At 58.0% G+C, this 23,073-nt stretch carries 20 protein-coding genes and 2 pseudogenes; 10 read left to right on the plus strand and 12 right to left on the minus strand.

The window, feature by feature from the left end:
• The first annotated feature begins 674 nt into the window (after positions 1 to 674).
• Positions 675 to 1,658, plus strand: a complete 984-nt coding sequence (locus B0W55_RS06030; protein ID WP_077045100.1) for an LLM class oxidoreductase — start codon at positions 675 to 677, stop codon at positions 1,656 to 1,658.
• A gap of 79 nt (positions 1,659 to 1,737) precedes the next feature.
• Here B0W55_RS06030 and B0W55_RS06035 read toward each other — a convergent pair.
• Positions 1,738 to 2,116: pseudogene (locus tag B0W55_RS06035) on the minus strand (potassium transporter); the annotation flags it as partial.
• Positions 2,117 to 2,614: 498 nt separating this feature from the next.
• Here B0W55_RS06035 and B0W55_RS06040 point away from each other — a divergent pair.
• Both B0W55_RS06040 and B0W55_RS06045 read left to right on the plus strand, forming a co-directional pair.
• Positions 2,615 to 3,343: an SPOR domain-containing protein gene (locus B0W55_RS06040; protein ID WP_256576202.1), complete on the plus strand. Its 729-nt coding sequence runs from the start codon at positions 2,615 to 2,617 to the stop codon at positions 3,341 to 3,343.
• A gap of 70 nt (positions 3,344 to 3,413) precedes the next feature.
• Complete coding sequence (locus tag B0W55_RS06045; RefSeq protein ID WP_077045102.1) at positions 3,414 to 3,704, plus strand: DUF6388 family protein; 291 nt, start codon at positions 3,414 to 3,416, stop codon at positions 3,702 to 3,704.
• A gap of 103 nt (positions 3,705 to 3,807) precedes the next feature.
• Here the strand turns inward: B0W55_RS06045 and B0W55_RS06050 are convergent, their stop codons facing one another.
• On the minus strand, positions 3,808 to 4,662 hold the full coding sequence (locus B0W55_RS06050) for an AraC family transcriptional regulator (RefSeq protein WP_077045103.1): 855 nt from the start codon (positions 4,660 to 4,662) through the stop codon (positions 3,808 to 3,810).
• A 188-nt stretch (positions 4,663 to 4,850) separates the two neighbouring features.
• Positions 4,851 to 5,822 (minus strand): XdhC family protein, encoded by a 972-nt coding sequence (locus B0W55_RS06055; RefSeq protein ID WP_077045104.1) that lies wholly within the window; start codon positions 5,820 to 5,822, stop codon positions 4,851 to 4,853.
• A 90-nt stretch (positions 5,823 to 5,912) separates the two neighbouring features.
• Between B0W55_RS06055 and B0W55_RS06060 the strand changes: the two genes are divergently transcribed.
• Complete coding sequence (locus B0W55_RS06060) at positions 5,913 to 6,698, plus strand: alpha/beta fold hydrolase (RefSeq protein ID WP_077045105.1); 786 nt, start codon at positions 5,913 to 5,915, stop codon at positions 6,696 to 6,698.
• Here the strand turns inward: B0W55_RS06060 and B0W55_RS06065 are convergent.
• From B0W55_RS06065 to B0W55_RS06105, 9 genes are all read right to left on the minus strand, one after another.
• Positions 6,691 to 8,043 (minus strand): MFS transporter, encoded by a 1,353-nt coding sequence (locus tag B0W55_RS06065; protein WP_083743162.1) that lies wholly within the window; start codon positions 8,041 to 8,043, stop codon positions 6,691 to 6,693. The two genes, B0W55_RS06060 and B0W55_RS06065, sit on opposite strands and share 8 nt — an antisense overlap.
• Before the next feature lie 101 nt (positions 8,044 to 8,144).
• Positions 8,145 to 8,948: an enoyl-CoA hydratase/isomerase family protein gene (locus tag B0W55_RS06070; RefSeq protein ID WP_064596713.1), complete on the minus strand. Its 804-nt coding sequence runs from the start codon at positions 8,946 to 8,948 to the stop codon at positions 8,145 to 8,147.
• Between the two features lie 19 nt (positions 8,949 to 8,967).
• Complete coding sequence (locus B0W55_RS06075; RefSeq protein ID WP_077045106.1) at positions 8,968 to 10,506, minus strand: AMP-binding protein; 1,539 nt, start codon at positions 10,504 to 10,506, stop codon at positions 8,968 to 8,970.
• Positions 10,507 to 10,511: 5 nt separating this feature from the next.
• Positions 10,512 to 11,012 (minus strand): (2Fe-2S)-binding protein, encoded by a 501-nt coding sequence (locus B0W55_RS06080; RefSeq protein ID WP_008060977.1) that lies wholly within the window; start codon positions 11,010 to 11,012, stop codon positions 10,512 to 10,514.
• A gap of 2 nt (positions 11,013 to 11,014) precedes the next feature.
• Positions 11,015 to 11,821, minus strand: a complete 807-nt coding sequence (locus B0W55_RS06085; protein WP_077045107.1) for a xanthine dehydrogenase family protein subunit M — start codon at positions 11,819 to 11,821, stop codon at positions 11,015 to 11,017.
• Positions 11,818 to 14,817, minus strand: a complete 3,000-nt coding sequence (locus B0W55_RS06090; RefSeq protein ID WP_077045108.1) for a molybdopterin cofactor-binding domain-containing protein — start codon at positions 14,815 to 14,817, stop codon at positions 11,818 to 11,820. The genes B0W55_RS06085 and B0W55_RS06090 overlap by 4 nt, the downstream gene beginning before the upstream one ends.
• 163 nt (positions 14,818 to 14,980) lie before the next feature.
• A complete protein-coding gene (locus tag B0W55_RS06095; RefSeq protein WP_077045109.1) occupies positions 14,981 to 17,191 on the minus strand; it encodes a bifunctional diguanylate cyclase/phosphodiesterase in 2,211 nt (736 codons plus the stop codon).
• A 454-nt stretch (positions 17,192 to 17,645) separates the two neighbouring features.
• Positions 17,646 to 18,965, minus strand: coding sequence for an AarF/ABC1/UbiB kinase family protein (locus B0W55_RS06100; RefSeq protein WP_077045110.1), 1,320 nt, complete (start codon positions 18,963 to 18,965; stop codon positions 17,646 to 17,648).
• Entirely contained in the window at positions 18,962 to 19,426 is a 465-nt protein-coding gene (locus tag B0W55_RS06105; protein ID WP_077045111.1) for a DUF3429 domain-containing protein, read from the minus strand. Before B0W55_RS06105 ends, B0W55_RS06100 begins: the two co-directional genes overlap by 4 nt.
• 280 nt (positions 19,427 to 19,706) lie before the next feature.
• On the opposite strand from B0W55_RS06105, the gene B0W55_RS06110 reads away from it, so the two are divergent.
• The 6 genes and pseudogenes from B0W55_RS06110 to B0W55_RS31500 form a co-directional block, all read left to right on the plus strand.
• Positions 19,707 to 20,201, plus strand: a complete 495-nt coding sequence (locus tag B0W55_RS06110) for a thiol-disulfide oxidoreductase DCC family protein (protein WP_077045112.1) — start codon at positions 19,707 to 19,709, stop codon at positions 20,199 to 20,201.
• Entirely contained in the window at positions 20,198 to 20,758 is a 561-nt protein-coding gene (folE, locus tag B0W55_RS06115; protein ID WP_077045113.1) for a GTP cyclohydrolase I FolE, read from the plus strand. The genes B0W55_RS06110 and folE overlap by 4 nt, the downstream gene beginning before the upstream one ends.
• 35 nt (positions 20,759 to 20,793) lie before the next feature.
• Positions 20,794 to 21,504 carry an SDR family oxidoreductase gene (locus B0W55_RS06120; RefSeq protein ID WP_077045114.1) on the plus strand — a complete coding sequence of 237 codons (711 nt, stop codon included), beginning with the start codon at positions 20,794 to 20,796 and terminating at the stop codon, positions 21,502 to 21,504.
• Positions 21,505 to 21,518: 14 nt separating this feature from the next.
• Entirely contained in the window at positions 21,519 to 21,824 is a 306-nt protein-coding gene (locus tag B0W55_RS06125; RefSeq protein WP_077045115.1) for a DUF6482 family protein, read from the plus strand.
• A gap of 89 nt (positions 21,825 to 21,913) precedes the next feature.
• Complete coding sequence (locus tag B0W55_RS06130; protein ID WP_077045116.1) at positions 21,914 to 22,075, plus strand: DUF2256 domain-containing protein; 162 nt, start codon at positions 21,914 to 21,916, stop codon at positions 22,073 to 22,075.
• Between the two features lie 248 nt (positions 22,076 to 22,323).
• Positions 22,324 to 23,007 (plus strand): annotated as a pseudogene (locus B0W55_RS31500) (PAS domain-containing protein); the annotation flags it as partial.
• Positions 23,008 to 23,073: the final 66 nt, after the last annotated feature.

A 23,073-nucleotide genomic window follows, 5' to 3' on the forward strand; every position in this document is an offset into this window, starting at 1 on the left:
TATCCTGCTAAAGACGAGAAATCGACGATGCCTAGCCCCTCCTGCATCAAGCTAATATCGTTAATGCAAGTTCCAAAGTTACTCATCGCACCTGTTTCTGTTATGCAGCGCGATAGCGTTAGAGCCGATTGTGTGAGAAAGGCGCAGGGAGTGCCTTGCCTGGGGAAATGGAGTTCTGCGTTGGGGTCTGAAAATTTATCTTATCGTCTGAATTTCAGGACTGGGGCCGGACACAATTGTCGGTCGAGTATCTAAAGGCTCAGCGGGCTGACCTGACGACTGTCCTCAATAGCAACCCGCGGCGCGCCGATCACGACGCCCTAAGGCCCAGACTGCGGTGTAATCATCTGCGACAGGTACCGAGACGGACGACGAACATGGCGGTTCCCCGCAATGCCGCCTACGCTTGTTGGATGGTGCCCATGCTTTTGCTCAGGCGATGTATCGGGTTGGAACGATCTGATTTATTTTGACCGTCCGCTCAGTGCCAATCCGGACCTGCCCGCCGCGTATTGCCAGCAACTGGCCCCTCACTCCGGTCGACCCGACCAGCATGTACGGCGCAACGGGCGAAGACTACACCATTACCCCACCTGTCGTTCTCAAGCGACCGATGCCGCAGCAACTCTGGAAACAGGGGCGCTGTTCACGTTCTCCCATTGAGGAAGATGAGTATGTATCGGCCGAGCACGATTCCTTATCAGCAGCATCGAGGGTTCAGCCGAACCTTCACTCAGGGTCATTTGAGCCTTGGATTGTTCTTTCCTTTGGAGGCCTTCGATGGGGACACTCCGAGCATGCTCAACCAGGTCGAATTGGCCAAACGAGCGGAGGCTCTGGGCTTCTGCGCACTCTGGTTTCGCGACGTGCCTCTTCGGGACCCTGGCTTCGGCGATGTTGGCCAACTGTTCGACCCTTGGGTTTACCTGGGCTACATGGCTGCTCATACGTCGGAGATAACGCTTGGCACCGCATCCATTGCCCTCCCTGTACACCATCCTCTGCACACGGCCAAGGCATCAGCCAGCGTTGATCAGTTGAGCGCAGGTCGCTTGATACTGGGGGTAGCTTCCGGCGATCGCCCAGTGGAGTTTTCGGCTTTTGGCGTCGATCCCGAAAGGCGCGGAGAAATCTTTCGGGAGCACTACGAGGTGATTCGCAGAGCCCACAGCACCAGCTTTGAGCCCATTCGCTGGAGCGGTGGAGAGATGCGGGGCGCAGACCTCATTCCGAAACCCACTACCCAAGTCATTCCAATGCTCGTGACTGGGAATAGTCGCCAGTCACTGGATTGGATCGCGCGCGAAAGCGTCGGATGGATCAACTATCCACGTATACCGAACATGCAGCGAATGATCGTGGAAGATTGGCGGCAGGAGGTCATGAAGCAATGTGGCCCCGTCTATAAGCCCTTCACTCAGTCGCTCTACATCGACCTTGATGAGAACCCGTCTACGCCGCCCACTCGCATTCATTTGGGGTTCAAACTTGGACGCTACCATCTCCGGTTTTTGCTCGAGTCGCTTGAGGAAATCGGAGTGGACCACGTTATCCTGAATCTCAAATACGGAAAGCGCCCTGCTGAGCAAGTCATTGAGGAGCTGGGTACTCACATCGTTCCGCAATTCGGAGTACAGCCGCGTCCTGAAGCGAATTGATACGCCGGTTGGTTTGCTGCGTTACAACAGACGGGCCTCACGGCCGTGCTGTTACTGGAGTGCGCCGCTCTAATGATGCTCACTGAGCATCCCGCGCTTCTTGGTTTGGCGGATCAATGCGCTCGATGTTCCCTAGTACCAACGCTCGTCCGGCAAACAGGCCGCCCGATGTTTCCAAGGCAAAACGTTCGGCATCACGTTTGCGCACTTCGTCGATCACCGCGTCGGCTTCGCGCTCCGACGCCCCCAGAGTCACCACCGCCTGACGGCCGAACAGCAGGGCCGACTCAAAGGTTTCCCGCACGATATAGTCGGCGTCGTGTTTGACCAGTTCCAGCGCATGTTCGCGGTCAAAAGCGCGCACCAGCAATTTCACTTGCGGGCAGTAGTGCCGCGTACTTTCGACAATGCGTGTCGCGGTTTTTTTTACCGTCCACACAAACAATGATGGCGCGGGCGTAGCACAAGATCCTGAGCGTTCACCAGGAACTCTCCAGGGTAAGAGTGGCACCTGAAGTGTAGTTCAGGACACCGGCATCGTTTGAAAGGGTGACCAAAGATTCAGCAGCTTCTGCCGGTCCATACCGTAAAGGGCGTCCTAACAATCCTTTCATTTATACCGAGCGCGCAGGCATGGCTTGAATCTTGGGCAATGCACTTTGCCCACGATAGTCAGCTTAAATACAAGTGTTTTAAGGGGTCGCCAACCAATCCATCTGATATGGTAAATTTTCGATCACCTGAGCCTTTTTCGTCAACCAACAGTCTATAAAGCGCATGCCCGATGCTCTTTCAAATAACAAAAAGCAGCCGACTAGTTTTGGCTCTTGGGCACGGTGACGCGTTCAAGAATTTAGACCACCCCAGGATCAACAATAGAACCCTATTTATCAGAAATAAATGGGACAAATAGCTATTCACTTGATTTGGAGATAACCACTGTGCGAAAGCTTGGCTTGGGCTTCCTGGTAACTGGCGTTTTTGGGCAACTATCAGCACTGCTATGGACCTACACGTCCACTGGACCAATTTGTCAAAATAACGCCGACAATTCATACCTCCAACAAAAAGTGACAACGTTCGAAAAACTACTCGATGACACCGCTAATAAAGTTGTGACAGAGCTCAGTACAAAACATTCCGGCGGACTCGTGCCCTTTGAGAAAAACAGATCCAACATACCAGATTCAACCGAGGCTGACGCCGTACAGTTTCTGGTCGAAAAGCCGGACGAAACACCAGAACTTACGCTGCCTTCATTGCCCACACAGGCACACAAATGGACAATTATTCTGAGCAGTCTGATTGCTTTTACCGGCCTGCTCTTGGCAGTCTTCGCCCGCAAAAAAACCATTGATCCGCAATGGCACGTCTTTCGCACCGTGCCAGGCTCGCTAATCACGCAGGAACGCCCGTGTTTGACGTGCGGCGGCTTCATTTCCCACGCTGCAAAAGCCGCTTCAGCCACGCCTTCATCCGGCCTGTGGGTTATCGAAATTGCGTTGAACACACCCAGCCGTCATCGCACCACAAAAGCCATTAAGCAGCTGGAGTTACCGGTAGCGCGTAAAGAAAACAACTTTGTCGTCATCGGCCCGTATAAACAAAAGCAGGACGCGGCTCGAGTCGTGAAAGAGTTGAGTGAAAGTCATGGCGTTAGAGGATGGGTGATGGCGGGAATTTGACATAGTCCGATTTAGCGCTGGGCCGACTTCGAACAACCAGCTACTTATTTTATGCCACAAGAGAGCATTCATGATCGCAAAAGAACTTAGAGCCGAACTCGCCCTAAATAAATTCCTGGACGCCAACTTATGGATCCAACTTGAACTCAGCGAACTGAACTACAGCCTCGCTGAAAACTGCGGGCTCTCGCCAGAAGAATATCGACTTAAATTTCTGCAAGAAGCATTTGAAGCAGAAGCGGACGCTCACGATTGCGATTACTGGGACTTCATTCTGCAATGGACAGCCGAAACCGAGGAAGAACTTGAGTTGATGCGGGAAGAACGCATGAAAGAGATTTATGACCTTCTGGACAATTAGCAACCCTTACAACTTTCGTACTCTTTACAAGCCGCCAGTTTCAAAATGACAGACCAACTTCATCGACGGGAGTATTGCCCAATACCTCCGCCCTCCTCTCGGTTCAAACCGCCGCATAACAATCCACTACACGCCGGTACTGGCTGGGAGAAGCGCCGATGTGCTGACGGAAAAACCGTGTGAAATGACCTTGCTCGGAGAACCCGAGATTCTCCGACAACAGGCCCAACGTTCCACTGCGCTCACGTTCCAGCCAGGCAAAAGCCCGGCGCATGCGCGCGTCGTTAAGCAAAAGGGTCGGCGTCATGCCGGTATCTTTCTTGAACAGCGCAAAGAAGTGTGCCCGAGACAGACCACAGGCCCGCGCGGCGTTGTCGATCGGGTTCGGATCATCGAGGTGCTCAAGCAACCAGGCCGTGCCACGGCGCACGCGCGCATCCCGGAACTCACCTGTGTTGGGCGCACCCAGTAGAGACAAATGCCGCCAGCTGGAAAACGCCTCGATCAGTTCGATCAGGAAGTCGAACAGCATGAACTCCAAGCGCTCTTTCGGCACGATCCCACAACCATGCGCTTCGGCGACCAGGATGTCGGCCAGGGTGCGATTTCGACTCGACAGCTCGATGCATGACTGGGCGAAAAAGTCCGGCCGACCGCTGAGCGCCAGCGACTGCTGGGCGGTGGCCAGCCAGGCGGGCTCGATGTAAAGCGCCAGGATAAGGGTGGCACTGGCACCCGGCTGCGGATCATAGAAATGCGGCTCCCAGGCGTTGACCAGCACCGCAGTGCGATCACTGAGCGGAACCCGCCGACCGTTAACGTTGAAGTAAGTGTCCTCGCCGGACACTTTGACCAGCACATGGCATTCGGAATGGGTATGGGTGACCAGCGAATGATCCATATTCAGCAAGGCGACCCGGCCAAACCTGCCGTGGAAAACCCGTTGGGCAATCGACATCAGATTCCTCCGCTCGCTTGAAGCGATATTGTTATCGGCCTCAATGCCTATCATCGGGGCGTTTATCTATTACTCAAGCCCGTCGATCGGTCCATGGTTCAGCAACACTTGGCTGACCACTATCGCGCGCGACTGACCGAGCGTCTACCTCGACTTTCGCAGCCCCCACGTTCGTCGGAAAAAACGCCTTACAAGGCATGGCGTTCTTTGCCGTGATAAACGCGCAGGATATCGGCGACCACCGCCAGAGCGATTTCCGCCGGGGCCTTGCTGCCCAGATCGAGGCCGATGGGCATGTGTAAACGGGCGATCTGTTCATCCGTCAGACCACCGATGCGCTTCAGCCGCTCGGCGCGTTTGGCCGAGGTTGCCTGAGAGCCCATGGCGCCGATGTAAAACGCCGGGGTGTGGACCGCTTCCATCAGCGCCAGATCATCGATTCGCGGATCGTGAGTCAACGCCACCACCGCGGTCGCTGCGTGGCAGCCTCCGGCGGCAATGAACATCGAAGGCAGCACACGTTGCATCTCCACGCCTTCGAGATGTACATGCTGCATCTCTTCCCGGGGGTCGCAGGCGATGACTTCACAGCCGATGGCGCGGGCAAAACTGGCGCAGACTTCCGCGACCGGCGACAGCCCGGCCAGAATCAGTCGCAACGCAGGGCCAACACTGATGCGCACCGTCTCGTCGACGACTTGCACCCGCTCGCTGCCGTGTCCGGTGTCCGGGTCCAGGCGCAAGGCACCACTGCTCAGTTCGACGTGACGCAGCAGACGACGCTGACCCAGCAACGCCGCTTGCAGACTCTCCAGGTGTGCGATCCATTCAAGGCTGGCAGCGCGGTGTTCGACCAGCACTATCAGCACGCCACCACAGGGCAACCTCAGGCGGTGGCGTTGCTGGACGCTGTCGCCATAACTGACGATCTGTGCCGGTTCGCGTAATTCACCGCGCGCCAGACTTTCGAGAAACTCCTCTTCGACGCAGCCACCCGACAGCGAGCCGACGTGTTCGCCCGAGCCGTTGGTCACCAGCATCGCACCCGGCGCACGCGGCGCCGAGCCATAGGTGGAGAGCACCGTGCACAGCCACTGTGCCTGCCCAGCGCGAGCCCATTGCAGTGCCTGGTCGATCACCTGAACATCGAGATGATGCATGTTTTCTGTACCTCAAGCAAAGCGTGGTGCTGCATGCAGGGTTACGTTTACGGTAACCTGCGAGCAACCTTGTTCAATCGTTGATTCAACATGTCGCCACAACAATTTTTGCAACTTGGGCCGCTGCGCCTGGAATATCGCCAAATCCCTGCGGCTGACCCATCGCGACCGACGCTTGTGCTGCTGCACGAAGGCCTCGGAAGCGCCGATCAATGGAAAGACTTCCCCCAGCGCCTGGCCCAGGCCAGCGGTTACGGTGTAGTCACTTACAGCCGTCAGGGTTATGGGCAATCGAGCCCGGTGCCCCTGCCGCGTCCGCTGAACTACCTGAGCAGCGACGGCCCTCGTGAACTGCGGCAACTGCTCGATGCCTTGCAACTGCCGCAAGTGGTCTTGCTCGGTCACAGTGACGGCGCATCCATCGTCCTGGCCTATGCCGCCGCCAACGATCCGCGCGTGTTGGGCAGCATTGCATTGGCGCCTCACGTGATTGTCGAGACCGAAAGCCTCGATGGCATTCGCCATACCACTGAGGCTTGGCATCAGGGCGAATTGCGCGAACGCCTGGCGCGCCACCATGGGAGCAATGTCGACGGTGCTTTTCACGGCTGGAGCGACAGTTGGTTGCACCCGGACTTTTCCCTGGACGATCTCGAAACGCAGTTGGCTTATATCGAAAAACCGCTGCTGGTCATCCAGGGTCGCGAAGACCACTACGCGACGCCCGAGCAACTGGCAGTCATCCAGCGACAGGTGCCTGGACCGTGCCGCTGTGCGTTGCTGGATAACTGTCGGCACTTTCCCCAGACTGAAGCGCCCGAGCAGACCTTGCAGCTGATCTGCGAATTCCTGGAGCACCTCCCCGCGTTTATTTGAAATTGCCTTGGGTTTCTGGAATCACCACACTGCCAATCAGGTAGATCACAGACAGACCGACGGCAAAAAACGCCAGTACCATGGGGATCTGCGCGGGGCTGCTGCTGACCAGAGACACAAAGGTCGGCATGGTTCCGCCGAGGGCGAAACCGATGTTCCAGGACAATCCGGTGCCGCTGGCTCGCAGCTCGGTGGCAAAGCGTTCGTTGAGGAAGATCAGGATAGGCGCGATGATCGCCCCGCCCATGAAGCCTATGCCCATGCAATACAGCGCGGTGCGGGTCAGCGAACCCGGCTCGGCGACCCCATGGAACATCATGGGCAGGCCCACCAGGTTGATCACACCCAGCAGCATGAAGGTCTTCTTGCGACCGATCAGGTCACTCAGGTAACCGAAGGCCAGTGCGCCGACAATGGTTGCCACCGACCCATACATGAGCAGCTGCGAAGTCTGCGCATGAGGCACTTTGGCGACCACGTTGAGCAACGTCGGCAGATAACCGCAGGCCAGGTAATACGTGGCACCGCCTCCGAACGTAATCAGCAGATTGACCAGCATCACGCCGCGGTACTCGCGACCGAACAGACGCTTGAGCGGCGACACGACCACTACCGCCGGCCCCTTTGTTTTGCGGGCTTGTTGCAGTTGCCGCCAGACAGGGCTTTCATCCAGGTAACGGAACATCACCAGACCGAAAAACGTGCTGAGCAGGCCGCAGAAGAACATGAAGCGCCAGCCCCAGACGTCAAATTCTTCCCCGGGAAAGATCTCCGACAACACCAGATAAGTGAATGACGCCAACAGCGCGCCCATACCGGCGCCGGCGCCACCGATCAACCCGGACATCAAGCCGCGATAGCGCGGCGAGATGGATTCGGTGCCGATGGTGTGAGTGGAGGCAACGATACCGCCAACGAAAATGCCCTGAATGACCCGCAAGAGCAAAAACAGTACCGGGGCCAACACCCCGACCTGGTGAATGGTCGGCAGCGCGCCAAACAGTGCCGTGGAAATACCGACGCCGACCATCGAGACCATCAGCGCACGCTTGCGACCGTGTTTGTCGGCATACGCACCGAAGATCGCCGAGCCCAGCGGACGCACCAGCAAGGCCACGGCGAACGAGGCATATACTGCGGCCAGGGACAATGTCGGGGTGTCCGAGGGGAAAAACATGCGACCGATGATCGGTGCCACGTAGAGCAGGATGAACAGGTCAAACAAATCCAGCGCCCAGCCGAATGTCGAGGCAAATGCCGCGAGCAAGGCCTTGCCCGGTGGAATCTGTGGTGTATCGGTAGTGGCGCTGGTGGGTGATGCAGTTATTGTTGTTGTCGTGGTCATGGTTGCCTCACACAAGCGGTGAATCAAAAGGGGCGGCAGGCCCTGCTCCGTAAGGTGTACGCCGTTACCAACATACTCCCGGGCCTGCTCGCCGGTACGATTTACTCGCCGATAAACACGGCCGCACGCTTGCTGTGGAACGCCTCGACGCCTTCCTTGAAGTCCTTGGAGCTACGCAGACGGCTGTAGCAGTGACCTTCCATCTCGATCGCGACGGTCAGCGGCGCATCTTCGTTGTCGTTGATCAATTTTTTCGCCGTGCGCTGAGCCAGCGGCGAGAAGCGCCGCAGTTCATCGACCAGTGCATCGACGGTGCTTTCCAGTTCGGTGTCCGGCACGACCTCGGTCGCAATTCCCCAGGCATAGGCCTGGTCGCCAGTGATGCGCTTGGCGCGCATCACCATGTGTTTGGTGCGGGTGATGCCGATGATTTTCTGCAGGCGTGCGGAGCCACCCGAGCCCGGGATCTGACCCAGGTTCTGCTCAGGCAAGGCGTAGCGAGTGGTTTGCGAAGCAATGCGGAAATCGCAGGCCAGGGACAGCTCGAAACCGACGCCGAAGGTGTAGCCACGGTTGGCAACGATCACCGGTTTTTCGCAACGTGCCGGTGCCGCAACGTTCCAGGCCAGCTTCGAAACGTGCTCTGGCGAGGCTTCGAGGAAGCCCTTGATGTCGCCACCGCTGGAGAAGTGTTCACCCACCGAGCGCAGCACGATGACGCGTACGCCTTTGTGTGCATCGAGGGCTTCGAAGACCTGGCGCAGTTCATCACGCTGCCCCATGGAAATGACGTTCAACGGCGCGCGATTGAGGATGATGTCGGCGCGCTCGCGAGACACATCGACTTCAACCTGGAAGCCATCGAACTGAGTGTCGAGAAATTGCTGGATCGCTTGCTGTTGCATGAGAGTTTCCTCTGGATGATTAGCTGATGGCCTTCAAGGCCTGTTCCTGAAATTGAGCCAGCAGCACGCGCCGCAGCACCTTGCCCACTGGAGATTTGGGAATCTGATCGACGAACTGGTAACGCCGTGGCCGCTTGAATTTGGCCAGGCCCGAAGCGATGCAATGGGCATCGAGGTCGCCTTCCGAGACGTCGGCGCGCAGCTTGATAAATGCAGCAATGATCTTGCCCCACTGCTCGTCGGGCAGACCGACCACCACCACTTCTTCCACGGCTGGGTGCAGGGAAAGCATGTTTTCGATTTCTGCCGGGCTGACGTTTTCGCCGCCGGTGATGATCAAGTCATCGACACGGCCCGTGACGAACAGATCGCCCTCCTGATCGAAGTAGCCGATGTCACCGGTGAAATACCATCCGTCACGCAACGCCTTGGCGGTCGCTTCGGGGCGGTTCAGATAGCCTTCGAACGCCTCGTCACTCGCCAGGTCGGCGATGATCTGGCCCTCCTCCAATGGGTTGACCTGCACGTCCGCCGTTTCAGCATCGATCGGCACCACGCGCACGCGCTGGTTCATTGCACTGCGCCCTGACGAGCCGGGTTTGCGGCTGGCTTGCTGGTCGATGGTGAAGGTGTAAATCTCCGAGCTGCCGTAATGATTGACGAACAATTGCGGCTGGAACGCCTGCTCGACGCGACGCATCAAGCCGTCGCTCATCGGTGCACCGGCAAAGCCGATTTTTTCCACACTGGCGACTCGCTCGCGAGCAAAGGCCGGGTGTTCGATGAGCATGTGGTAGAGCGTCGGCACCAGGTACAGGTTGCTGACCTTTTCCCGCTCGATGGCCTGCAGCGTGGCTTCCACATCGAACTTCGGCACACAGACGAAATGTCCGTCGATCAGCGCCATGGACAACAACGAACGCACGCCCATGGTGTGGTAAAGCGGCATGACGCCCAGCGTGCATTCATTCTGGCGGTAGAGGTTTTGCGCTACGTGGGCAACCGCCGCGGCGCGTTCGCTACGGTGCCGACGAGGCACGCCCTTGGGCTTGCTGGTGGTTCCGGAGGTGTACAGCAGCAGTGAAAAGTCTTCGGCGTCGGCCTGCAAAATCATGCCGGAGGGGGTCTGCGAACACAGTTCCTCGAAACTCAGGTCGGTGTTGGCGGCACGCAGACCGGTGGCGATCCGTGGCAGCCTTGTAGCGGCGCTGCAACCGGCCACGGCGGTCACGGTCGCGTCGTCGTAAGCCACTGCACGGATTTGCGCATCTTCGATGCAGTAGCCCAGTTCCTCGGCAGTCGAACGCCAGTTCAACGGGGTCATGACGATGCCCGCAAACTGACAGGCCCAATGCAAGGTTGCCATCTGCCAGCGGTTTTGCATCACTACCAGCAGTCGATCACCGCGTTGCAGCCCAAGGCATTGCAAGCCCCAAGCGGCGCTCTGGATATCGACGAACCATTCTTCATAGGTTTTCTTCAACGCACCGTCACTGACCGCCACGGCATGCGGTCGGCGTTCAACGGCAGCGAGGAAACTGCGTCCGAGATCGAACATTTTTGTTATACCCCTTTGTTCGTTTGGCGCTGGGCAGCGACTTCGAGCACGGCCTGAACGATGCCGGTGTAACCCGTGCAGCGACATAGGTGCCCCGAAAGCATGTCGCGTACCTGGGTCTCGTCCGGGTTGGGTACCCGCTCGAGAAAATCCACGCAGGACATGAGAATGCCCGCAGTGCAAAAGCCACACTGCAAGGCGTGATGACGGCGAAAGGCTTGTTGCAGGTCGCTCAGAGTGTCGTCGTCAGCCAGGGACTCGACGGTCTCGATACGCCGCTCGTGCCCCTGTACTGCGAGCATCAGGCAGGAACGCATCGCGACTCCGTCCACCAGCACCGTGCAGGCACCGCAGACACCGTGTTCGCATCCGACATGGACACCGGTGGCACCGAGGTCGTGGCGCAGGAAGTCGCAGAGTTGGGTCCGCGGTTCAGCCAGGGCTTCGCGGGAGCGGCCGTTGAGTTCCAGGCGAATCGGAAAGGTTTGGTCGGCAGTTACACGCATGTTCAGACTCCTTCGATCAGCTGATGACCCAGCTCGCGAATCAGTTGGCGGCGATAGGCAGCGCTGGCCTGCACGTCGTCTTGTGCGTCGAGCGACCAGGCGGTTTGATTGAGCGCGTCCGGCAGCCCCGCACCACGAGGCAGACTGCGACGTTGCGGACGGTCCGCGACCCCGCCGATGCCGAGTTCGACCTGGTCCGCGCCGATGGCCGCGGCCAGGGAGACAATTGCAAAGTCGCCGTGGCGCATGGCGATCTCGCGGAAGCGATAGGTAATGCCTTCGCGCTTGAGCGGAAAACGCACCTCGACAACCAGTTCATCCGCACGCTTGTCGGTGGTGAGAATGCCTTGAAAGAAGTCGGCAGCCTTGACGATGCGCTTGCCTTTTTTCGACTCAAGAACGATCTCGCCACCCAGCGTCACCAGGCACAGCGGTAACTCGGCGCTCGGGTCGGCATGAGCCACCGAGCCACAGACTGTGCCGCGATTACGCGTCTGGAAGTGACCGATCCAGGGCATCGCCAGTGCCAATAAAGGCACCTCGTCCATCAGGGTCGAACGCGCCAGCAACTGCGCCTGCCGTACCCCGGCACCTACCGCCAGACAATCCTTGCGCAGTTCGATATAGGCCAGGTCAGCCACATGATTGATATCGATCAGCAACTTGGGTTGAGCCAGGCGCATGTTCAGCACCGCCATCAGCGATTGGCCTCCGGCGATGATGCGAGCTTCCTGGCCATACTCGGCGAGCAACTCAACGACCTGACGACGGTTTTCAGCCCGAACGTAATCGAAAGCAGCTGGTTTCATTGAGCACCTCCCTTGCCAAACAGCGCGCCAAGCGAGGCACGCAATCGCGCCCACCAGCCGGTGGAGATGGCTTGGCCGCTGACCCGTTGCGACAGGCGAGTAAAGATTTGTCCGATGATCACTTTCGAGGCCCCTTGCAACATTCGGCCGCCGACCGCGGCGACTTTGCCGCTGACCGCCACCTGGTATTGGTATTCCAGGCGTGTGTGGCCATTTTCCAGTTCGACGAAACGCACCTTGGCCTGCCCCTGGGCCGACCCCATCGAGCTGCTGCCGGAACCGGACAGACGCAATGAATGCGGCGGGTCCAGATCACTCAGGGCAACCTTGGCCTCGAAGCGCGCGCGGATCATGCCGACGCCGACGGTGACATCTGCGCGGTAGCGGTTTTCGCCTTCAAGCACGAGGTCGTGACAGCCGGGAATGATCGCCGCCAGCGTCTGCGGGTCGAGCAAGGTGTCGAAGACCTGTTGCGGCGAAGCAGGAATCACCACCGAGTCGTTGGCCCGCAGTGCCGGTCCACCGGCAGGTGCTGCGTCGAGGTTGTCATCGGCCTCCATACCGGCTGGCCGTGGCGGCTCGTCGATGCCGATGAGCGTGCGTACTTTCGATGGCGTCAGTGGCAGGCGGATGTCCGAGCGAGCGAGGGCGTCGGCCACCGCGTTGGCGATACACACCGGCGTGCTCATATTGTTGCCCTCGCCCACACCCTTGGCGCCCAATGGGGTGAATGGCGATGGCGTTTCCATGTGCAGGATCACCGGTTCGATCGCTTCCGGTGCGGTGGGCACCAGATAATCGGCGAAGGTCCCGCTCAAGAAGCTGCCGTCCTCGCCGTAGGCGAACTCTTCCATCAGCGCCGCGCCGAGGCCTTGGGTGAAGCCACCACGAATCTGGCCATCGACCAGCGCCGGGTTGAGCAGGCGGCCGGCGTCATGACAGGTGACGTAGCGATCGATGTGGATCTCGCCGGTCATGCGGTCGATTTCCAGACCGCAGATGTCGAAGACAAAGCCGTAGCACAGCGAGCTGTTGACCTGATCCTGGTCGTCTGGGGCCACCAATTGCGGCGGGCTCCAGAACGCGGTTTCGCGCAGACCGCCACTTTCACCTTCCGGCAGCAGGCCCGGCGACCAGTGGGTCGCACCGGCTATCCGATGGAATGGCGCCACCGCCCCGCCATTGACCACAAAAATCTTGCCGCCGGCGAAACGAATATCTTCGGGACTGGCCTGCAATTGCTCGGCGGCAATCGCGGCGAGGCGATCGCGGATCTTCAGCGCCGCCTTGTAGACGGCACCGGCCACAGCGCCGGCGAAGCGGCTGGAATAGTTGCCCGAGGCAATCGACCAAGCGTCCTTCTGGGTATCCAGTTCGACGTTGACCACGATAGATTCCAGCGCAACCCCAAGCACTTCGGCGACGACCTGAGCGACGGTGGTTTGATGGCCCTGCCCTTGGGGTGCCGAGGACACGTGCACACTGACGTCACCCAATGGGCCGACGTTGATGGTGGCGGTGGCGACAGCGCCGTTTTTCGGACCGGCCTTGCGCCGCTCTTCGGGTGTCATCGCGGTGGTGATGTATCCCATGTTGGAAATCGAAGGCTCGATGACGGCGGCATAACCGATGCCGTAGATCCGGCCTTCGGCACGCGCCTGATCACGACGTTTGAGCAACTCGCCGTGTCCACCGTCAGCCGCCGCCAAGGCAATGCCTGCCTGGTAATTGCCGGAATCGAGCAACGCACCGGCGGCCGCGCGATAAGGGAAGGCATCGGCCGGCACCAGGTTGCGGCGGATCACGTCCAACGGATCAAGCTTCAACTGCACGGCGATGTGTTGCATCAGACGCTCAAGGGCGAAATACACCTGTGGGCCACCAAAACCACGGTTCAGGCCGGAAGGTGTTTTGTTGGTCAGCACCACTCGGTTGCGCACTTGCAAATTGCGGATCGCGTAGGCGCCCGTCAGGTTGCCGTGCATCCGGTAGAAAGTCGCCGGTTCAGGCGCTCTCAGGTAGGCACCACAATCGTCGATCTGGTCATATCGCAAGGCGGTGATGCGGCCATCCGCTTCTACCGCCGCTTCAATTTCGGTCACCCGATTGGTCGCCGAAGAAGCCCCCTGAAGATGTTCCAGACGGTCCTCGACCCACTTCACCGGTGCACCGACCTTGCGTGACGCCAGGCCCATCATCACCACGTAAGGGAAAACCCCTTGCTTGATGCCAAAGCTGCCGCCGGAATCTTTCGGTGTGCGCAAACGCAAGCGGTTACCGGGCACATTCAGTGCCCTGGCCATGACCGTGTGCAACGCATAGGGGCCCTGGAAATTGGCCAGCACGTCATAAATCCCTGTAGCGCGCTCGTACTGAGCCAGCACCACATAGCATTCAATGGGCGTGCAGGAACTGCGCGGAAACTTCACTTTGAGCGAGACTTTGTGCGGCGCCTGCTCGAACGCCTGCTCCGGCTCGCCATAACGAAAGCGTCGTTCGTTGACCACGTTGCTGCCGACGGCTTCGTGCAGGATCGGCGCCTGTTCGGCGGTGGCCCGTTCGGGATCGATGATCGGGGGCAGCGGCACGTATTCAACGCGCACACCTTCGATGGCGTCCTCGGCCAGATAGCGGCTCTCGGCGATCACCACGGCCACAGGCTCTCCGACGTAACGCACCTTGTCGACGGCGACGCACCAGTGCTCCATGGGCTGCCGCACCCCCACCGGGAACGGTAGCGCCCAGCGTTTGACGTCTTCGCCGACCAGTACGCCGTGCACGCCTTTCATCAGCAGCGCTTTGGAAAAGTCCACCGAGGTGATCCGCGCATGAGCGTGGGGTGAACGGATGATCGCCGCGTGTAGCGTACCCGGCGGGATCGCAGCGTCATCGGCATAGCAGCCAAGGCCGCGCAACAATGCGGCGTCCTCGACACGGGTCTGACGGGCGCCGATGTGGCCGGTCTGGCTTTCGGTAGCAGGCTGGAAACTAGTCATTTTTTTCGCGGCTCTTGTTGTTGTGCAGCGCGATAGCGTTAGAGCCGAGTGTGTGAGAAAGGCGCAGGGAGCGCCTTGCCTGGGGAGAGGGAGTTCTGCGCTGGGGTCTGAAAATTTGCCTTAGCGTCTGATTTTCAGGACTGGGACCCGACAGAATGGCCGGTCAGGGATGGGACGCTGGATGGCTCAGGAAAGCTTCGATTTCTGCACAGGGCATCGGTTTGGCAAAGTAATACCCCTGAAAAACATCGCAGCGACTGCCCTTCAGGAAGTCCACCTGAGACGCCGTTTCAACGCCTTCGGCGACCACCGTCAGGCCGAGGTGATGAGCCATGGAAATAATGCCTTGAGTGATCGCTGCGTCGTGATGGTCGGTGGCGATTTCCTGGATGAACGAGCGGTCAATCTTGATCTTGTCGATGGGCAAACGCTTGAGGTAGCTGAGGCTGGAAAAACCGGTGCCGAAATCATCGAGAGCAATGCGCACCCCCAATGCCTTGAGCCGGTGCAACGTGTCGATCGCCTGTTCAGCGTTATGCAACAGAAGCGACTCGGTGATCTCCAACTCCAGTTGCTCACCACAGAGTCCGTGTTTCTCCAGGGTGGCTTGTACATACTGGACGAAATGGCCACGCTGAAAATGCATCGGCGAAATATTCACCGCCATCGAAATGCCCGTGATGCCCTGCTCGCCTAGCTGGCGCAACTGCGCGCAGGCCGTATCGAGTACCCAAAGGCTCAGCGCAATGATCTGACCGCTGTCCTCTGCCACCGGCACAAACACCGCGGGTGAGATAAATCCTTTTTCCGGATGCTTCCAACGCAGCAACGCTTCGATCCCGACCACCCGACCCGTGCGCGCGTCTATCTGCGGTTGATAATGCAGCTGTAACGACTGAGTTTCGATAGCCTTTTGCAGGTCATTGCGCAGACTCGCGTGCTCGCAAACGCGCTGATTAAGATCGCTGGTGTACCACTGAAAGTTGTTGCGCCCTTGTTGCTTGGCTTTGTACATGGCCATGTCAGCCTGCTGGATCAGCTGCATCGGCTGCTCGATGTGACCATCGCTCAGGGTGATGCCGACGCTTGCACTCAGGTGCAGGTCAATGCCCTGGATGCAGTAGGGCCTGGCAATGCTGGCCATCAATCGCTCGGCTACCGGGACAACGTCCTCATCACGAAGCAGGTCCGGCAGCAGGACGATAAATTCGTCACCGCCCATGCGCACGATGGTATCGCCGGGACGAACCTGCTGAGTCATTCGCTGCGCCACCTCAATCAGCACCTGATCGCCAAAGTAGTGCCCGATCGAATCGTTGATGGATTTGAATCCATCCAGATCAATGCACATCACCGCCAGACGACGCTTACGCCGACGACTGATGTGACAATCCAGAACAAGCCGGTCTTCAAGCGAAACACGGTTAAGCAAACCGGTCAGGCGGTCATGGCTGGCGTTGAAACTCAATTGGCGCTCGAAATGCTTTTGCTCGCTGATGTCCCGGGCAATGCCAAATACCCCGACGATTTCTCCGTTGACCATGATCGGCAGGTTAGAGATGTCCATGGTAAGCAGGTTTTGACTCTCGTCGAGAACCCGCGCCTCGAAACGCTGAGGTTCTCCGGCGCGGGCTGCGGAAAAATGCTGACTGACCCGTTCCAAGTCTTCTTCGAGTACCAGATGGGAGAAGTGATGACCAATGAAATCGCTCGCGGTGTGCGGTTTCAGCTTCAGGCCCGCCGGATTCACACTCTGGATGTTGCCGGCCAGATCGAGGGCGAATACCGGGTTGGGGTTGTAGGTGAACAAAGAACGAAAACGTTGTTCGCTTTCCTCCAGACGTTGGCCGTCACGCTCATGACGGATCGCAATGACTGCCAGCTGGGCCGCGCAGGCCAGTCGTTGAATCTGCGCCTCATCCGGCGCATTCGTGCGGTTCTGGTACAGGGCAAATGTACCCAACACGCCTCCCAGATGGGAGAGCAAAGGCACCGACCAGCAGGAACGCAGGTTATGCCACAGCGCCAGGCCGCGAAAACGCTCCCAGTTTGGATCTCGGGCGATGTCTTCGGTCACCACAAGCTCGCGCCGGAACGCTGCGGTGCCGCAGGTTCCTTCGTGTGGACCAATGGCCATTCCATGAATCGCGTCACTGTATTCGACCGGCAGGCTGGGCGCCGCGCCGCTCAGCAAGCGTTTGCCCTCGGCATCAGTGAGCAGGATAGAGCAGAAGGTTTCGGGGGCCTGTGCGTCGTGCATCTGACAGATGGCGCAGAGTATGTCGCCCAGATGATGGTCGGTCGCGATCATGCCGAGAATGTCACGTTGCGACTCGGGGAAGGTCTTGCTGTGAAAGCTCGGACGAGTATTCATGGTGGTTCCTGAAGACTCTCGAGGTCGTCCGGTCTTCAGAGAGCCAGAAATAGTGGCGGCCGATCACTGTCCACTAGTGCTTCGGACGCGCACTCTATAGAGCGCCAGCTAACTAATAAAAGGCTCAGATCCAACATAAAAAACAGTATCAGATTGCCGCGGTTTGGCTGAAATGGTCGGGGTGCTTGGCCGTTTTGATGTTCTGCTGGCGCGGACAGTCCGGAAGCTGCAGCCCGGTTTCCATGAACTTGGACCGATGAACATTTCCACGCCAATAGCCTTCGGACCTGCCGCAAAACATAGTAACGGCCTGCCTATGAACATCTGACATGGCCCACTTGTTAAATGATGTGTCAGCCTAGGTCTCCCCGTTGATCTTGCAAGTCCACAATTATGCAATGGCATGTTTAAGCGTTAGCGATACCCAAGCGTGCATGTACCGTCCATAAACCACTCAAATTACATAAGGCTCGAACAGCCTCCGGACATTCACCCGCGCCTTCAGCTTTGCGGCCAACAGGTACAAACCTCCCACCTTGCGATGCAGAAACAGTACATCCGCAGGTGGCGTGTGCCAGAAGTCGCGGTCGGCACCTAGTTCCCAACCGGTATCACGCAGGCGTACGGCCAGGTCAGACGTCGCAAAGTCATAGGCACCTTGATACCTGAGAGGCTCGCAGGCCTGTGTAATGAGCTCAGTGAGCACCGCTCGGTGTCTGGGCAGCGTTTCAGGTCGAAAGTAGCCAACTTCCAGCGCGGCATTGGTGATGGCGGCACGGTCTTCATGCAGCCCTGCAATCAGCAAGCGGCGATAAGCCTCGGTGGTGTTGCGGTCATAAAATCGCGTGGCACCGAAGTCCAGCAACACCATCCGGCCGGAATCCTGCTGATAACGGTAATTGGCAAAATTAGGGTCGGTCTGCACGCACTGGAAATCGAACACCTCGCGCAGAAACAGGCCGAATAGCAACATGATGATCCGGTTGCGCTCTGCCTGGGGCGCGTGCTCCAGTGACTCCATCGCAACTCCGTCAACGAAGGACATCACCAAAATATTGGGCGTGCTGAACTGGGCAAACGCACGAGGAACCAGAAAGTCAGGACTGTCGGCCAACAGTTGACCAAAGCGCTCTAAGTGTTCGGTTTCTTTCATGTAGTCCGCTTCATCCTGCAGTTGACGCTTGGCCTCTTGCAGCAATGGGCCGACGTCCATGCCCTCAGGCAGCATCCCGGACAGGCGCAACAAGGTAGCAACGTTATCCACATCGCTCGAAATACTCTCGCGCACGCCAGGATATTGCACCTTGATCGCCAGGCGTTGGCCGTCCTTCCCTTTCGCAACATGAACCTGGCCGATGGACGCTGCCGCCAATGGCGTGAAGGAAAACCGTTCGAAGCGCCCTTCCCAACCCTTGCCCCAGCTTTCGTTGAGGACTGCCACCAACTGGCTCATGGGCATAGGATGAGCGTCGCACCGCAGACGAGAAAGGATGTCGCTGAACTCGCGCGGCAACAAATCACCGGCATCCATCGATAACAACTGCCCGACCTTCATGGCGGCGCCACGCAGTTGCGACAGTTGCTCGACCACCCGGTGCACATTGCCCGACGTCAACAGCAGTTCGCTGAGCGCCGGACGCTTGCCCTGAACCCACTGCCGAGCGCCTTCGGCTAGCATGCCGCCCGCGACACCCGAGGCCAAACTGCCTAAACGCATCAACCGCGATAAGCGGCTGCCAGGCACGGGCAACGAGCCGGGCACCCGAGGCTTCATGAATGAAGCGCCTCAACGATCGCGGCAAGCAACAAGCAGACGCTCGCCACGAGGGTAAGCCGTAACCGCATCGGCAGGTACCAGGCGGGCAAGCTCGTAACCCGCAGCAGCTGCCTGTCCTGCCGGAGGTGGGCAACTAAACCGATCACCAACAGCACGCAACCCAATGGCATCGGCAGTAACGTGGCAAGCCAGGCAATAAGCGCAGGAATGACACTCCAGATGAACCGGTCTCTGCCCTGCTCTGCGCTCATGTCTTGCACGGTCATGGCGAAACCCCAGTGTAAGGCGCCTACAAAGCCCAGTATGACCGCGCCATAGTTAACAAGCGCAATCGCAAACAACGGTCGATAGTCGAGAGAAAACGGGATCAGCAGCGCCAGAAAAATAAACGGCAAGAGACCGCCATAACCCAGCAGGCTGATGTGCTTGGGCAGAGAGGTTGAAGGCAACGCGTTCATTTGTATTCCTCGCAGTGAGCGACACTCAAGACTGTAGGCGCAAAAGCCCCGCCTGGGCGAGATATTGAAGGGGATCCGAAGCTGGGGTCAGTGTAATGAGTCGCTTGGTAGAAACAGGTCATTGCCCCATTCCGTTTGGGGCAGGCAGGCGACTGCATGGCCACTCAAAAAATCCCAGATCCACCCATGATTGATTCATTTCACAGTAAAAGAATGACCGTGATTGTCAGGTTGTATGTTTGGGCCTATCTTATACAAAACCTATACAAGACAATCAGCAATGTACAACAAAGAGCCTTGGCCACTGACGCTGTACTTTGACGGCAACTGTCCGTTGTGTGCGCGTGAAATCACGATCCTGCGCCGTCACGCTGCACAGACCCGACTGCTGTTTGTTGACATGGAAAGTCCTGAGTTCGACGCCAAGGCACTCGGTTTCACGTTCGAGCAAATGCAAGCGACGCTTCATGCCCGTTTTGCCGATGGCCGCTGGGTCAAGGGCCTGGACGCCACCCTTTGGAGCTGGCGTGCAGCCGGCTTGGGATTTTGGGCCACGCCGCTAACTTGGCGTGCACTCAGGCCCCTGCTTGCACTCGGTTATCGCATCTTTTGCCGTCTCCGTCCCCATTTGGCGTGGTTACCTCACCCGGATGGCCGCCGTCGATGTGTCGATAACCGTTGCGCGGTGCCGCAAGCAAAACCCCCACACGAACGCCTCTACAGCCAAGGATTGCCGTCACCTAAAGCGCAGCATGGCTGCGAGGAGTCCAAATGATCTCAACAATAGCCGAGCATTATCGTGAGATTCTCGTTGCCGTAGGCGAGAACCCTGAGCGTGAAGGATTGTTGGACACGCCCAAGCGCGCAGCCAAAGCGATGCAATACCTGTGCAACGGCTACACCATGGATCTGGAGGAAGTCATCAACGGCGCACTGTTCGAATCGCTAAACGACGAAATGGTCATCGTGCGCGACATCGAACTGTATTCGTTGTGCGAGCACCACATGCTGCCCTTCATCGGCAAGGCTCATGTCGCGTACATCCCGACCGGCAGGGTACTGGGCCTGTCGAAGGTTGCACGAGTGGTCGATATGTTTGCCCGCCGATTACAGATTCAGGAAAACCTCACCAGACAAATTGCCGACGCCCTTCAGCACATGACCGATGCCGCCGGAGTGGCGGTGGTTATTGAGGCAAAGCACATGTGCATGATGATGCGAGGCGTGGAGAAGCAGAACTCGGTGATGACCACATCGGTGATGCTCGGCGCCTTTCGCGACTCGTCCGCTACCCGTCACGAGTTCCTGCAACTGATAGGGCGACTTGGATAACGCCAATGGATCACGTCTGTCTGCGTGGAGGCTGAATGAACCGTTCCTTCAGGATGAACTCCCTTGGCCAGGGCTACCGTGCCTTGGTGATAGGCGCCAGTGGAGCCCTCGGCGCGTCGTTTTGTGAGTTGCTCAACGATGATCCAGGATGCTCGGTTGTTCGTGAACTGGGGCGTAACAGTGCTCCAGGATTGGATCTGGAAAAGCCCGACACGATCGCCAGCGCGGCCGCTGAATTAGCGCAAGAAGCCCCGTACCAGTTGATTTTGCATGCTGCCGGTCTGCTTCATCGCGAAGACATCAAGCCTGAAAAAAGTTACACCTCAATGGAAGCGGATGCGCTCCAGGCGATCTTCCAAGTCAACACGCTCGGGCCTGCACTGGTTCTGCGTCACTTCCTGCCCTTGCTTGACCGTAACGGCGCGATGGCGGTGCTCTCCGCCAAGGTGGGCAGCATCGGCGATAACCGTTTGGGCGGCTGGTATGCCTATCGCGCCTCCAAGGCAGCATTGAACATGCTGATTAAAACGGCTGCGATCGAACTGGCACGAACACGCCCTCAGACCCGCTTGTTCAGTCTTCATCCGGGCACGGTCATTTCGGGCCTGTCCAAGCCTTTCAAAGGCGCTTCTGCCGCCAGGCCTGCAAGCCTCGCTGCACGCGAACTGTTATCACTGATTGACCGCTTGGCGCCTGCCGACAGCGGCCATTTTTTTGCTTATAACGGAGAACGCCTACCCTGGTAGGCAGGGAGTGCACCTTGAATCTGCAAGCGTTGACCGAACGGGCCGCGAATGGCGAGGTAAGGGAGCTGGAGCTGCTGTCTCTGGAAGGCGGCTTTTATCTGGCGCGAGTCGGGCTGGATCACGGCCAATTCACGCTGCTGGACGACGAAGCGAAGCCTATGCGCCTTCGCTCTATCAATCACCTGCGTGACATGTTGCAGTTTGTCCCGCCATTTCCCTGCGTGCTTGTGCAGCAGTGCGTCCATGATGAGATGTGCGGATCACGTGAAGAGCCCATTGGGGCGCTACGCATTCCTTTCTCGCTGATTGCGCCTTGGTGAGTCGTCTTCCGTTGAACGCCGTCGAATGGAGAGGCGACGCAAGCGTGGCCGTCAGAAACTGCTTGAAAACTGGATGCCGGGGAGTTGTTTTGAAGAAGAGTGAACTGCCGGTCAAAACCTGTGCAGCCTGCGGACTGCCCTTCGCCTGGCGTAAGAAATGGGCGCGCTGCTGGGATAAGGTGCGCTACTGCTCGCAGCGTTGCCAACGGCGCAGAAGCAATGGATGCCATGTCATCCCCTCCCCGACTTGAATGCCGAGTCCGTAACAGCCTCATTTCTAAATGGCCATGCCGAGACAAGGGCGTGCGGTGTTTAACCTGGAATATTCTTGTACATTAACAACCATTCTGTATAAGTTTTGCAGGGGCGTGATGAACGTGCCGTGCAGTCCCTACCCACCGAGGTACGTATGTTCAACTCGCAAATCAAAAAAGAACTGACCATCTGCAAGCAGCGGTTGGCTGACAGTGAAGCCACCCTCGCAGCATTAGATTGCTCCATGGCTCTGATTGAGTTCCTACCTGACGGGACGATCCTCGGCGCCAATCACAATTTCCTGACGCTGATGGGCTATCGCCTTGAGGAAATTCATTCCCGGCATCACCGTTTGTTCTGTACACCACACTACGCCAACAGCCTCGCTTACACGGGTTTTTGGTCACGGTTGAGTAGTGGTGAGTCCATAAACGGCCGCTTCCTGCGCTTGGACAATCAGGGGCATGAGATCTGGCTGGAGGCCAGCTATAACCCTGTTCGCGACGACGCTGGACGGGTGATTAAGGTCGTCAAGATTGCTACGGATGTCACTGCCCGGGTGCAGAAGGAACAAGAGCAGGAAAGTCAAATCAATGCGATTAACCGCTCCATGGCAACCATTGAGTTCAACCTGCAGGGACAAGTCATCACCGCCAATGAAAATTTCCTTGCCGTGATGGGTTACCGTCTCGATGAGATTGTTGGCAAGCACCATCGCCTGTTCTGTGAGCGTCGCGAAAGTGAATCCAATGAGTACCACCAATTTTGGGAGCGCCTGAACCAAGGCGAATTTTTCTCCGGTAAGTTCAAGCGTTTCAACCGTCAGGGACAAATCGTCTGGTTACGTGCGACTTATAATCCAATGTTCGACGCCAACGGTCGCCTTTATAAAGTCGTCAAGTTTGCAAGCGATATCACTGCTCAGGTACTCCAGCAGGAAACTGAGTCACGCGCAGCACGGATGGCCTATGAGACTTCGCTGAAAACCGACAAT

The sequence above is a fragment of the Pseudomonas sp. KK4 genome (genome assembly GCF_001984065.1).
Taxonomy (GTDB): Bacteria; Pseudomonadota; Gammaproteobacteria; order Pseudomonadales; family Pseudomonadaceae; genus Aquipseudomonas.

Bases quoted from the DNA above. Each gene is read 5' to 3' on its own strand.
- B0W55_RS06030 (WP_077045100.1), top strand. From the start codon at position 675: ATGTATCGGCCGAGCACGATTCCTTATCAGCAGCATCGAGGGTTCAGC.
- B0W55_RS06045 (WP_077045102.1), top strand. From the start codon at position 3,414: ATGATCGCAAAAGAACTTAGAGCCGAACTCGCCCTAAATAAATTCCTG.
- B0W55_RS06050 (WP_077045103.1), bottom strand. From the start codon at position 4,662: ATGTCGATTGCCCAACGGGTTTTCCACGGCAGGTTTGGCCGGGTCGCC.
- B0W55_RS06055 (WP_077045104.1), bottom strand. From the start codon at position 5,822: ATGCATCATCTCGATGTTCAGGTGATCGACCAGGCACTGCAATGGGCT.
- B0W55_RS06060 (WP_077045105.1), top strand. From the start codon at position 5,913: ATGTCGCCACAACAATTTTTGCAACTTGGGCCGCTGCGCCTGGAATAT.
- B0W55_RS06065 (WP_083743162.1), bottom strand. From the start codon at position 8,043: ATGACCACGACAACAACAATAACTGCATCACCCACCAGCGCCACTACC.
- B0W55_RS06070 (WP_064596713.1), bottom strand. From the start codon at position 8,948: ATGCAACAGCAAGCGATCCAGCAATTTCTCGACACTCAGTTCGATGGC.
- B0W55_RS06075 (WP_077045106.1), bottom strand. From the start codon at position 10,506: ATGTTCGATCTCGGACGCAGTTTCCTCGCTGCCGTTGAACGCCGACCG.
- B0W55_RS06080 (WP_008060977.1), bottom strand. From the start codon at position 11,012: ATGCGTGTAACTGCCGACCAAACCTTTCCGATTCGCCTGGAACTCAAC.
- B0W55_RS06085 (WP_077045107.1), bottom strand. From the start codon at position 11,821: ATGAAACCAGCTGCTTTCGATTACGTTCGGGCTGAAAACCGTCGTCAG.
- B0W55_RS06090 (WP_077045108.1), bottom strand. From the start codon at position 14,817: ATGACTAGTTTCCAGCCTGCTACCGAAAGCCAGACCGGCCACATCGGC.
- B0W55_RS06095 (WP_077045109.1), bottom strand. From the start codon at position 17,191: ATGAATACTCGTCCGAGCTTTCACAGCAAGACCTTCCCCGAGTCGCAA.
- B0W55_RS06100 (WP_077045110.1), bottom strand. From the start codon at position 18,965: ATGAAGCCTCGGGTGCCCGGCTCGTTGCCCGTGCCTGGCAGCCGCTTA.
- B0W55_RS06105 (WP_077045111.1), bottom strand. From the start codon at position 19,426: ATGAACGCGTTGCCTTCAACCTCTCTGCCCAAGCACATCAGCCTGCTG.
- B0W55_RS06110 (WP_077045112.1), top strand. From the start codon at position 19,707: ATGTACAACAAAGAGCCTTGGCCACTGACGCTGTACTTTGACGGCAAC.
- folE (WP_077045113.1), top strand. From the start codon at position 20,198: ATGATCTCAACAATAGCCGAGCATTATCGTGAGATTCTCGTTGCCGTA.
- B0W55_RS06120 (WP_077045114.1), top strand. From the start codon at position 20,794: ATGAACCGTTCCTTCAGGATGAACTCCCTTGGCCAGGGCTACCGTGCC.